Genomic DNA, 12,819 nt, shown 5'->3' with positions numbered 1-12,819 from the left:
CAATATTTGTATATCATATTTCATGATCACTAAATGGAATTAAGATTTAGTTAAATGCACAAAACAATCGCTTTCATAAGCTTGCTCATTTTATTTTTTGTTCAGTATAGACTCATCTATAACACCTATGAATTGAAGGATAGGGAATATCAGTTACAGGAAAAAAGCATCATAAACGAAGCCTATTCCAGCGCCATTAGAAACGATAAAATTTTTCCGGGTGGTCAAGTAATCATAGATCGCTATCTTAAGGGAAACATTCTCACACTGGAGAAACTATACAAAACCGATCGTGTACTATTTGAAAAAGAAAGGCAATTGATTTGTGACAGTTTGCTAAATGCATTACGTCAGTCCAGCACTATGGACAGTCTATTTCATTCCATTATAGAGCAACATCAATTGGAGGAAAACCTACATTATCTGTTGGTAGTAGATAACATAGGTATTACATTTAACGGAACAGATTATATTACACTCTACAGTAAACAATCTTCAAAAAAAGATAAAAGCAACAGTACTAATATTATAATAAGTGGCGATTTAACGAACACCAACAAGCAGAATCTGGTTTCCTCTATTACGGTAAGTGCTCCATCGGCTTATAGCAACAAAATCAGTTTCTCGCTCTATGTAGACAAGAACAATAGACGATTGGCCATCATTGAACAAATGCTGCCCACTTTTCTTCTGTCTATTTTGTCCATGACATCAATCGTAGGCATTTTCTTAGTCACCTATAACAATTGGCTCAAACAAAAAAAACTGGCAGAAATGAAGTCCGATTTCCTAAATAGTATCACACATGAGTTCAACACGCCACTTTCAACCATATTTGTTGCCAACAAAAGTCTACAAAATAAAGATATAAATGCGAAAAGTGAAAACATTCAGTCGCTCACCGAAGTGATACAAAGGCAAGCCAGTAGACTACAGCTACTCATAGGACAAGCTCTAGACATCACTTCCCTACATAAGGAAACGGTAGTGACGCAAAAGTACGATCTACATCCACTCCTGGAAGAAATAGCGTATGATTATAACCTAAAAGCCGAGGATCACGTAAACATCCTATTCAAAGAAACATCGCCAAGTACCGTTATATCATTGAACAAATTTTCCTTTACTACCATGATTTATAATATCATGGACAATGCACTCAAATACAATCTATCTAGTCAAAAAGAAATATGGATTACTACCTATGAAGAGGGGAGCTATATCGTTATTAGTATCAGAGACAATGGCATAGGAATGGATAAAGTCACTACCAAACGAATATTGGAAAAATTCTATAGAGGTAAACACGAAAATGTTCGTGCCGCCGGACTTGGGTTGGGGTTGTTCTACGTAAAGGAATGCTTGGAGGCCCATGGATGGCGATTGGAAATAAAGAGCGAAGAAGATGTGGGAAGTGAATTCATTATATTTATTCCCAAAAGCAATTAATAAAATACAGGATGAAAAAGCATCTACTATTTGTAGAAGACGAAATAGATCTGGGAAACGTCGTGAAACAATACCTTGAAATCATGGACTTTCAAGTGAGTTGGTTCAAAACGGCAAAAGAGGCTTTAAATTGTTATTGGAACAAACCACAGCTATTTCATTTATTAATTATAGACATTCAGTTACCCGACATGGAAGGCTTTGAATTGGCCGAAAAGATCTTGAAACGCAATAAGGATCAAGCGTTTCTGTTCCTTACTGCGAGGAATGAAAAAAAGGACCGTATTAAAGGACTAAAAATCGGTGCGGATGACTATATCAATAAACCTTTTGACATTGACGAGTTGGTATTGAGAATCAAAAACATTTTAAAACGCTATGAACTTACGGCTTCAAATGTTCAAAATGAGGAAGGCTTGACAGTAATGGGCGACATTACATTCCACAAAAACATGCTGAAGCTCCTCATGCCAACAGGCGATGAAGTAGATTTGACCGCTAAGGAGGCGGAATTGCTTGGATATTTGTCCCAAAACCAAAATAGAGTGTTGAAACGAGAAGAGATACTAATCACGCTATGGGGGGAGAACGACTATTTCCTAGGCAGAAGCCTTGACGTTTTTATTTCCAGGCTTCGAAAAGTTTTAAAGGCATCGTCAACCGTGAGCATAGAAAATGTCTATGGAGTAGGTTTTGTTTTCCGCGTATCTTAATATAAAATAGACATTCCAAATGCGGTGTCCACTTCTTTACGGAAATAGAAGATGTGCTTGAGCGATAATAAAAACTATCTTATATAAGCAAGAAAAATAAGGGACCAATATACCCACTGATAGACTGGTCCCTTATTTTCTTTACCAACCTGGATTTTGTACCAGCGTGGGCGATTGTTGTATCTCAGAAATCATTATTGGAAAAAGATAATGCCTAGGAGCAATGAATACCCTTTCCTCTACGCAATAGCGTTCCATTCTATACCTTTTGCCATTTACTTCTATTTTGCCGTTGGGGTCTTCCACTGGCTGCATACCATTGATCATACGCTGTGTCTTAGGATACGGGCCATAGCCATTTTCCCAATACCGACGCGAACGTTCATTGTTGTTAGCTCCTGCACTTCTCCATACTTCCTCTTTGTTCAACTCATCTTGTACAGTGGGCTCCAAATATAAGCGAAAATCAAAAGCACGTTTATTTTCATAGAAAAACTCCACCCTACGTTCTCGCTTGATGTACTCACGCATTAAATCTTGATCTGCTAGCGTTGAAGGAGGCATAGGAGCCATAAAAGAGCGAGCCCGCACTTGATTGACCAGGCCATATATTTCTGCATTTGGCCCATCTATTTCGTTGACGGCTTCGGCATAGATATAGATGAAGTCGGGCAAACGCCATATCGCTGGAGCACTGATACTGACACTTCCGTTCCGATTCCAAGCCTCTTGCAAATACTTACGCAGGTAATAACCTGTACGGGTAGCGTTAGACGCATTGATACGATCGCTTCCCTCTGCTGTATTAACGACAGAAGGGTTATTGTTGCCTCCCCGAAAAGGCGCACCATGGTACACAATATCTCTATAAAAACGGGGATCGCGCTTCACTGATTTATAGGGATCTCCGTCATCGTACCCGTCGTCTTTGGCACGGCTCGAATAAATAGGATAACCATAACCATCTGGGCCAATATACTCATATTCATCCACTTGTTCCTGTACAGGTTGCTGCCGAGACCCGCCACCTCTACTGGGAGGATATACATCTCCGAACCATCCTTCCCCTTTATCCCTGGTCACGAACCATACGGCTTCGTTTTGGAAAGATTCCATGTCATAGTACATTTGCCATAATCGCGTATACACTGTAGAGTTACTGGTATTTTGACCACCACTGTCGTTGAAATCCTGCTCACCATATCTTTGATATAGGCTGTATCGTGGTCCAGCGTCACCTTGCAAGTCCAACAACGCCTTAGCCGCGTCGCGCGCCCTTACCCAGCGCTCGACATTGTAACCATATTCACCTTCAAATTCCCTTTGACCCGTATATCCATAGTTGTTCGCGCCATTCCATAGCGGCGTAGCTACGGCCCATCGAGTCATGGCTATCAAACCTAGGCATGCGCCCTTATCAACCCTGCCAAAATCTTGATTCCCCCATCTTACTGGCACTCGATTGAATGCTTCTTGCGCATCACTTACTATTTTATCTGCAAGGGTATGTACCGATTCACGGTGAAACTCCATAGACTGGTTTACATCTACGACATAATCGATATAAGGTGCTTCGCCATAGATGCGAAAAACCAGATAATGCAGGTAAGCACGATGAAAATAGGCTTCACCGATCCGTCTTTCCAAATCTCCAGGCTGTATAGGGTTATCCGGAGTGTTATGTTCAGCTATACCAGCTAAAATAACATTCGCCCTCCTAATACTAGCATACAAATCATGCCAATATTGTCCTCTGCTACCAGGGATTCCATTTATATTCCAATCTCCTGTATTGAAGTTATTGGTTAGGTTACCTTCCACTGTCGTTCCCTCTGCTTCATCGGTAATGGCAGCACTAGAAAAGTGAGCAAACCAAGTTAATGGGCTATTTGCAGCTTTTGATCTAGCATACAAATCCGTCACCAGCTCATTCACCCGTTCAAATCTAGTAAACACTTCTTCTTCAGACAATTGATCGTCAGGCAATTTATCTAAGTACTTTTGACAAGACATGATGGCCGTGCAGATTAAAATCAAAAACAATAAGCCAATATTAATTGATGTTTTCATAATATACTATCTTTTTTCTATCATATCATTTAAAAATTCACACTAACCCCGAAGTTGTAGACTTTCAGAATGGGGTACCAATAGCCACTGGAACTGCCAGTTTCCGGATCCAAATCCACTTCATCTAATCCATCCCAAGTAATCAAATTTTGCCCTTGGGCATAAAAACGTATTTGATTAAAACCAATCTTCTGAACCCACTGACGAGGCAAATTATAGCCAATTTCTAAATTTTTTAACCGGAGGTATTTGGCGTCGTACAAGAACAAACTACTATTGCCATTCTTGTTATTGTTATGTGCTCCAATATGCAAAGCTGGGTATGTGGCTGTCTCTGCCGTGGCAGGCGTCCAACGATTTAAATGAATGGGGCGCACCGCTCCTGTTTTATCCTGATCAAATTGAGGGAAATCCCATATGGCGCCATCTGTCAACAATATGGAAGAGTTTAGTGCTCCTTGGAAGAGTAAACTAAAGTCCACACCTTTATATTGTAAGGTAATAGGTAATCCAAACTGGATTTCCGGGCTACGTGGATTACCCATGATCCTTCTATCAGCTACATCCGTAATTACCCCATCACCATTTAAATCTTTATAAACTACGTCACCAGGAATCAATTGACCCCAAGGTTGATACCCTTGGGCATTTAAAGCATCTGCATCTGCTTGATCCCGAACGAAGCGATCAAATTCATATACCATGAATTCATCCAATCGATGTCCTGTTCTCGATCTCCAAGGATATTCCCATGAAATCTCGTTTTGGAAAACTATTTTGTTTCTGGCAAAAGTAAAGTTGGGCTTCACAAAATAATGAAAGTCCTTTCCAATCATATCAGACCAGCCCAACTCAAAATCGATTCCCTTGTTATCCACTTCTCCAATATTAATATATGGCGCATTTTGTCCCACTACAGAAGGAAACCCTAACCGATAATCCGGTGACAAGTCAGTAAGAATATCATAGCGGTGCTCATGGAAGAAATCAACCGTAATGTTGAGTCTATTTTTTAACATGGCAGCGTCTAGACCAAGATTAATTTTTCTGGCTTTTTCCCATGTAATGGCCGGATTGGCCAAAAGATCCTCTCTTAAACCACCTAATCCTACATTGAAATTCTGATCGCCAAAACTATAGCCACTACCGCCTGTATAAAATTGCAAATACCCAAATCGGCGATTATTGGGCAGTTTATCACTACCTACTAAACCGAAGGAGCCTCTTATTTTCAGGAAATCCAACCAAGCCTTGGTATCTTTCATGAATTTTTCCCTGGATACTACCCATCCCAAGGCTCCTGCGGGGAAAAACCCATAACGACGATCCTCAGCAAAATTCTCTGACCCATTGTAACCAAAATTGAATTCCGCAAGGTATCTCTGATCATAGTTGTAGGTAAACTGCCCAGTAAGTCCCTGGTACCTGAAATCTACTTCTGCCCTTCCTCCGTCATAGGCACTTTGTGAAGAACGGTTGAATAGTAACATACCAGATACGGTATGTATATCGGCAAATGTACGGTTATAGTTCAGACGCCCCTGATAGAAAGTGCGGTTAAAGGGATTACTTTGGCTGAATTCATTGCCTAAATTCTGATCCATGTTATACCTACTTCCTGGAATATACGCCCCTTCATAGTGACCAGGCGTCATATAGATATCTCTTCCTTCAGCAGGCAAAAAAATGGCATATCCTGGATACACCCTATACCCTTCGGAATACGTCCCTACCTGTCGCCTCACCCATTGCTGCTCTCTGGCATCATATGAAAATACACCATCTACTTTCAATCCCTTCGTGATGAAATCTAGATCATAGCCCATGGAAAAACTCCCCTCTAAATAGGTGTTTTTATCCACATGAAATCCGGTACGAGTTAACTCCCCTAGCATATTGAAACGATAAATCTGATCGCCGTATAACATCCCTTTGGGATTGTTGAGGATATAGTTGGCATTATCTGGATTATCATTTGGTTCGACGATGATCGGCAGATAGGGTGGCTGTGTCATGGCAATGGTCATCAGCCTGTTTGCACTTGTTCCTGGGGCGGTGCGATCGGTAATTCGAGCTCCCAGATTCAGCTTTGCCCACAGTCTTTTCGTAATATTCACGTCAATATTAGAACGAAAATTGTACCGTTTGAATTTGGCAGATGTGTTGTAATCGGACAAGTCGATATGATCATAATTTGTTCCTTGGGACATATAGCCTCCCATTACAAAATAACGAGCGATATCATTTCCTCCCCGTATAGAAAGATTTGATTCTTGTTGCAATCCGGGCTTGAAGAGGTAATCTAAATAGTCCCAACTATACCCTAGACCATCGGAATTGTCCCCTTGTGCGTTTCTAAAGGTATTAATCGCATCGTCAGAGAAGAGATTCAAACTGCCTATGTTGGTTCCATCTCTCGTGGCATCGTTAATTAATGCCTCATTGTATAAAGTAGCATAGTCTGCTGATCCTAATAGCGAAGGTAGTTTTGTTGGGCTATTGATGCCGACAGATGATCTAAAATCTACCGTCGCTTTGTCATCCGCTTTGCCTCTTTTGGTAGTAATCACTATAACGCCATTTGCTCCACGTATTCCAAAAGGAGCAGTAGAAGACGCATCTTTAAGTATGGTAAAAGTTTCAATTTCGTCTGGAGCCAAATAGGACATGTCTCGCTCAATACCATCGATAATAACGATAGGCGATTGATCACCATAGGTAGCCTTGCCACGGATGAAAATTTCTGAACGATCCACGCCAGGCTCACCACCACTATATTGGTTCGCGATCAAGCCTGGCAATCTTCCTGCTAGCATATTGTTAATATTTGCCGTTGGGCTTTGTACCAAGTCCTTTGACGTAATGGTAGAAACCGCACCTACCAAGTTCTCTTTCTTTTGTGTAGTATATCCCACTACTACGACCTCTTGAAGTGCCTTGGTATCTTCAACAAGTGCCACATTGACACTATTTCGCCCCCTTAATGATACTTCCTCGGGTTGATAGCCAATAAATGAAAAGGTAAGTACGGCATCCTCATAGGGCACTTGAATGCTGTATGCTCCATTCACATCCGTTGTTTGGGATATTTTCGTTCCCTTCACAACAATACTAACTCCTGGGATAGGCACCTTGGTTGTGCTATCGATCACAATCCCTGAAATGGTTTTTCCAGGCTGTAACATAAACATGCGTTCCAAATAGACATCGATGCCCTTACCGTAAACAGATGATAGAGAAAGGATGGCAAACAACATCAACGGCATGGAAATCTTAAAGCCAAATAAATGCTTAATTGGTAATGGTTTAATTTTCATTTCATAATCAAGTTTAAAATTAAAAATCAGTTATTTATCCTCATCATTATTATCTTTATTGTATGGAAAATCGGTTTTGCAAATAATACGGATACTACCTTAGAAATAGGATGAAGCGTAGTAATAGCTTGGTTGATTCCTCTCTTGAGATATGTTGGATAATAAATCTTAAACGTGCGCAAAGCCGCACATAAAACGTTTTAGCTAAATCGAACGACTCAAGAGTAGGGGAGTATCCCTCTAATTCATATCAATATATTTACATGGATTATCATAATTGTCACTATTCGTAATCGGCTTATACAAAGCAAATCAATAAAATCAAAAACAATTGTTAATACATTGTTAATATATTGTTAATGCGTTAACAATTGTTTTTGACACGATCACAATCAACCTGATTGCTGTGAATCTGTTGCAAAATTAATTTAGAATGGTATTCTTAACGAGAAGAAGAGGTTAAATAATCATTATCAAACCAACTAACACTTACAGAACTACCTTTAGGATATTATAAATAATTTATTGTCAACTATTTACAAAATATATAAAAAAAGACACAGCAACACACAGACGCATAAAGGGGGCATTATTTGATTTCGACTAAAGTAGATATTGAGAAAAACAACTAAACAGCAGTAGATTTGACTGCTAAGGAAGCGGAACTGCCTGGCTTTTTGTCCCAAAACCAAAACAAGGTTTTGAAAAGGGAGGAAATATTGGTCACACTTTGGGGGGAGAACGACTATTTTCTAGGCAGAAGCCTAGACGTTTTTATCTCCAGGCTTCGAAAAGTTCTAAGGGCATCATCAACCATCAGCATAGAAAATGTCTATGGAGTTGGCTTTGTGTTTAGGATCAAGGACGAACGCTGCGGAGTTTATCTGTCAAACAAAAATCAACGCATTAAATTAAATTGACCGCACCGAACATGGCGGACTGTTCTCCAAGACTGGCCAACTTGACATCCAAAGACATGCCCTTGTCCAATAAGACCTTGCGAGTAGTAGCCAGGAAATATTCAGCCGCTTTGGCAATATTGCCACCCAGAACCAATACATCGGGATTCTGATTCCCAAAATAGCGGACGACAAATTCGCCCAGGTGGCGTCCAAACTCTTCGAAAATAGGCGAAACATCTGCGTTATCTCCAAAGCGCTCCACAAGGTCTTTCACGCCAGATACTTTTTCTCCCACCCGTTCATTATATATCGTGGTGAACCATCTGGAAGAAAGGTATTCTTCGGCAATACTTTCCTTAAAGGGTGCCTGCCAAAGATTCTCATCTTTTACCACACCATCCTTGGCACTGGAGGACCCTAATCCCGTTCCCAGTGTAAGTCCCACCACGTGATGATGCCCCTGCGCAGCCCCCGCGAAAATCTCCCCTTTCAGATAACATGCCGCATCGTTATTGAAATGAATCTTGGACGCTGGCACCTGAAGCTCGCAGGCCAGCAGCTCTTTCACATTGAGTCCATACAATTGTTCGTACTTATCCTGCCCTTTGATAAGCGAAATACCCTTTTCATAGTCAAAAGGTCCCGGCATGGCGATGCCGATATAGGCGGGAGGAAGCTTTCCCTCCATACTTTTTCTCATGCAAGAAGCCCAAGCAGCTATGATGGAGTCCGCATCTGCACCCGCATCTATATGCTCACGTACAAATGTACTTTCTACCTGCTTTTTCTCTCTTAAGTTGATAAGTGCACATGTAATATGAGTGCCTCCAATATCGCAACCCAATGCTATCTCTTCTGTGTACATTCAGGTAATATACTTTAGTCTTTTGATAATTTGTTAACGGAATAAGTTCTTATTTGACGAGGCTCTTAGCTGCAAGGTTGTAGGTAAGACAAGGTGCTGTGGCTCCAATATTCTATCAGTTCCTAATCTATCCAGCAACAAGGCGATCAATTTTTGTGCTATTTCCTCAATAGGTTGTGCTATGACGGTAATGGGTGGTTGATGAAGCTCAAACAGATCATGCTCGTCAAATGCGATCAATCCAAAAGTCTCCCCCACTTTATACCCCATGTTTCTCAAATGACGCAATCCTTTTATAGCCAAATAATTGGTAGTAAACAATATAGCATCAATACCGGCATGTTGTGTTAAAAAGGAGGAAAAGCCATTTTTGAAATCGTCATCACTGATATCAAAATCCGCTTTATAGACAATGGGAGACAAAGCACTATCTTCCAATGCTTTTACATATCCCTCTTCCCTATCTTTCATCTGTTGCTGTCTCGAGTCTAAGGTGACACAGGCAATGAGCTTGTAGCCATTACCCAAAAACACCTTGGTAGCATTGTAGGCACTGAATTCATTATTAATACTCACACTGTCCAAACCCAACTTATCTATCATGCGATCAAACAATACCACAGGCTTTTTACCTTCTACCAATCGCTGGATTTCCGCCTCAACTCCTTCGGGTGGGCTGATGATATAACCATCAACCTGCCTATCGGCAAACATCTGTAGAATGGCCCGCGTTCGTTCAATACTGTTTTCGGTACTACTATATAGTATGCGGTATCCATTAGCATAAGCGATATCTTCTATGGCACGTGCTATATTTGAAAAAAAAGTATTTGAAATGCTTTCTACCACCAAACCGATGGTATTTGTTTTGCCAGTGCGCAAACTCCTAGCTAGCGAATTGGGTTTATAACCTATTTCATTGACATATTTGAGTACTTGCTCTTCGAGCCGCTCACTGATACGCTTTTCTTTAGCACGCCCATTCAAGACAAAAGAAACCGTAGTGGGAGAAACACCCAACGCCTTTGCAATATCCAATATGGAGATTTTTTTTGCCATTATACTCCTTTATGCATAAACCCTGCAAGCCATTTCATAAGCTTGCAGGGCAAATATCTACTTTTTAGCTTAGCTAGCTAATTACTTTTTACTAAATTTATATTCATTAGAAAAAGAATAGGGAAAATCCTTTTGATCCGTACCCCGTTTTTCATTGGGTTTATCCGACATATCAAAGTCAAGCACTGCGCCTTTCATCAATTCAGAGTGACTAAGCCAATTTTTGGAATAATTCTTCCCATTGTACTTCAATTCAGAGACGAATCTATTATCTGCGCTATTTGCAGGGGCATTTACCACGATTTGCTTACCATTCTCTAGAGTAATGGTAGCTTTTTTGAACAAAGGAGTTCCCAATACGTATTGATCCACACCTGGCGTGACAGAATAAAAGCCCAAAGCTGAAAAGATATACCATGCAGAAGTTTGTCCGTTGTCCTCGTCGCCACAGTAGCCATCTGGGTTGGGATTGTACATCCTGTTCATCGTTTCACGTGCCCAATACTGCGTTTTCCATGGTGCACCTGCATAATTGTAAAGGTAAATCATGTGCTGGATAGGCTGATTGCCATGGGCATATTGCCCCATGTTGGCTATCTGCATCTCCCGAATCTCGTGAATGACTCCTCCATAATAGCTATCGTCAAAAACAGGCGGCAACGTAAATACCGAATCAAGTTTTTGTACAAATTTCTCATTACCTCCCATGAGTTCTGCCAGGCCTTTTACATCGTGGAACACCGACCACGAATAGTGCCAGCTGTTCCCTTCGGTGAAGGCATCCCCCCATGTGAAGGGATTGAACGGCGATTGGAATTTTCCATCTTTATTCTTGCCGCGCATTAATCCAGTTTCTGGATCAAAAAGGTTCTTGTAGTTCATGCTCCGCTGGGCGTAAATCTCGATTTCCTTTTTCGGTTTTCCCAATGCCTTGCCCAATTGGTAAATGGCAAAATCGTCATAGGCATATTCCAAGGTCCTAGCGGCATTCTCATTGATTTTCACATCGTAAGGCACATAGCCCAAGGTGTTGTAATATTCCACGCCTGCTCTTCCCACGGCTGTCATGGGCCCCGCGTTATTGGCACCATGTGTCACCGCTTCCCACAGCGTTTCTACATCATAGTCTCGCAGCCCTTTGATGTAGGCATCGGATACGACGGAGGCCGAATTGTTGCCTACCATGATGTTCGCATAGCCCGGGCTGCTCCATTCGGGCAACCAACCACCTTCCTTGAAATCATTGGCAAGACCTTCCTGCATTTCTTTGTTGATAGAAGGATACATCAGGTTCAGGAATGGATACAAAGCCCTAAACGTATCCCAAAAACCAGTTCCTCCAAACATATAACCAGGCAAAATCTTTCCATTGTATGGACTCCAGTGAACGATATCTCCCTTATCGTTTATCTCATACAGTTTGTTTGGAAAAAACAGGGTACGGTATAGGCAGGAATAAAAAGTCCGGGTTTGATCTACTGTTCCGCCTTCTACTTTTATTTGGGAAAGTTTCTCGTTCCACAAATCCTTTGCCTTTGATTTCGTATCCTCAAAGGAATCCTGTGCCAATTCACGCTTTAGATTGGTCTCCGCCTGCTCAAAGCTGATGAAGGAAGTGGCTATCCGCAAGTTTACCTGTTCTCCCTTTTGTGTCTTGAATCCCACGATGGCCCCGCTATGGTCGCTGCTTAGCTCCGTTTTTCCCGTCACAATTTTATCTTTTTCCCATACTTCGGTCGTGGCAAATGGCTTGTCGAAATAGATGACAAAATAGTTCTTGAAATTATCTGGCAAAGGACCACGTGCAAACTTGGTGCTGTAGCCAATGATTTTCTGTTCCGAAGGGATTATCTTCACATAGGAACCTTTATCCAAAGCATCTATAACTACAAAAGAGCTATCGGACTGCGGATAGGTAAAGCGAAATTGCGCTGCTCTTTCCGTCGGTGCGATCTCGGTAGTCACATCGGCATCCGCCAAATACACACTATAGTAATAAGGTTTCGCTACCTCGGCCTTATGGGAGAACCAGCTTGCTCTATCATCCTGTTGGAACTTTTTCCCTCCTGTCACCGGCATAATGGCAAATTGGCCGTAATCGTTCATCCATGGCGATGGTTGGTGCGTTTGCTTGAAACCCCTGATCTTATCAGCATCATAGGTGTATGCCCAGCCGTCTCCCATTTTCCCGGTCTGTGCCGTCCACAGGTTCATACCCCAAGGAACTCCCACGGCCGGATAGGTATTACCATTCGAAAGACTGGGTTTGGACTGTGTCCCCATTAAAGGATTCACCCATTCTACAGGATCGTCCACTTGGTTGACAAGTGGTTCTTGGGCGAACAAAGTGGTAGCCGAAAATAGAGCTATCACAAATTGGAGTGAAATACGACGCATACGAAGTAAAAATTCAAAAGTAAAAATTAAAACAGATATTAGACACA

General features: G+C 41.4%; 8 protein-coding genes. 3 read left to right on the top strand and 5 right to left on the bottom strand.

Annotated features, from left to right (window positions below; all coding sequences use genetic code 11):
• The first annotated feature begins 54 nt into the window (after positions 1–54).
• Complete coding sequence (locus A37S_RS0108930; protein ID WP_028296689.1) at positions 55–1,449, top strand: sensor histidine kinase; 1,395 nt, start codon at positions 55–57, stop codon at positions 1,447–1,449.
• A gap of 11 nt (positions 1,450–1,460) precedes the next feature.
• Entirely contained in the window at positions 1,461–2,162 is a 702-nt protein-coding gene (locus tag A37S_RS0108925) for a response regulator transcription factor (RefSeq protein ID WP_028296688.1), read from the top strand.
• A 141-nt stretch (positions 2,163–2,303) separates the two neighbouring features.
• On the opposite strand, the gene A37S_RS0108920 is transcribed toward A37S_RS0108925, so the two are convergent.
• Both A37S_RS0108920 and A37S_RS0108915 read right to left on the bottom strand, forming a co-directional pair.
• Entirely contained in the window at positions 2,304–4,232 is a 1,929-nt protein-coding gene (locus tag A37S_RS0108920; protein ID WP_028296687.1) for a RagB/SusD family nutrient uptake outer membrane protein, read from the bottom strand.
• A 29-nt stretch (positions 4,233–4,261) separates the two neighbouring features.
• Complete coding sequence (locus tag A37S_RS0108915) at positions 4,262–7,549, bottom strand: SusC/RagA family TonB-linked outer membrane protein (RefSeq protein ID WP_211229749.1); 3,288 nt, start codon at positions 7,547–7,549, stop codon at positions 4,262–4,264.
• 644 nt (positions 7,550–8,193) lie between these two features.
• On the opposite strand from A37S_RS0108915, the gene A37S_RS24130 reads away from it, so the two are divergent.
• Positions 8,194–8,469, top strand: coding sequence for a winged helix-turn-helix domain-containing protein (locus A37S_RS24130; RefSeq protein ID WP_028296685.1), 276 nt, complete (start codon positions 8,194–8,196; stop codon positions 8,467–8,469).
• Here the strand turns inward: A37S_RS24130 and A37S_RS0108905 are convergent.
• The 3 genes from A37S_RS0108905 to A37S_RS0108895 all read right to left on the bottom strand — a co-directional run bounded on the left by A37S_RS0108905 (position 8,456) and on the right by A37S_RS0108895 (position 12,772).
• Positions 8,456–9,316 (bottom strand): ROK family protein, encoded by an 861-nt coding sequence (locus A37S_RS0108905; protein ID WP_028296684.1) that lies wholly within the window; start codon positions 9,314–9,316, stop codon positions 8,456–8,458. The genes A37S_RS24130 and A37S_RS0108905 overlap by 14 nt on opposite strands.
• A 33-nt stretch (positions 9,317–9,349) precedes the next feature.
• Positions 9,350–10,375, bottom strand: a complete 1,026-nt coding sequence (locus A37S_RS0108900) for a LacI family DNA-binding transcriptional regulator (protein WP_036601937.1) — start codon at positions 10,373–10,375, stop codon at positions 9,350–9,352.
• An 81-nt stretch (positions 10,376–10,456) separates the two neighbouring features.
• Complete coding sequence (locus tag A37S_RS0108895) at positions 10,457–12,772, bottom strand: GH92 family glycosyl hydrolase (protein ID WP_028296682.1); 2,316 nt, start codon at positions 12,770–12,772, stop codon at positions 10,457–10,459.
• Positions 12,773–12,819 lie beyond the last annotated feature (47 nt).

This window comes from Olivibacter sitiensis DSM 17696 (assembly GCF_000427965.1).
Lineage (GTDB): Bacteria > Bacteroidota > Bacteroidia > Sphingobacteriales > Sphingobacteriaceae > Olivibacter > Olivibacter sitiensis.
Note: the sequence above shows the minus strand (reverse complement) of the source record. Positions and strands in the feature narration are given on the sequence as shown.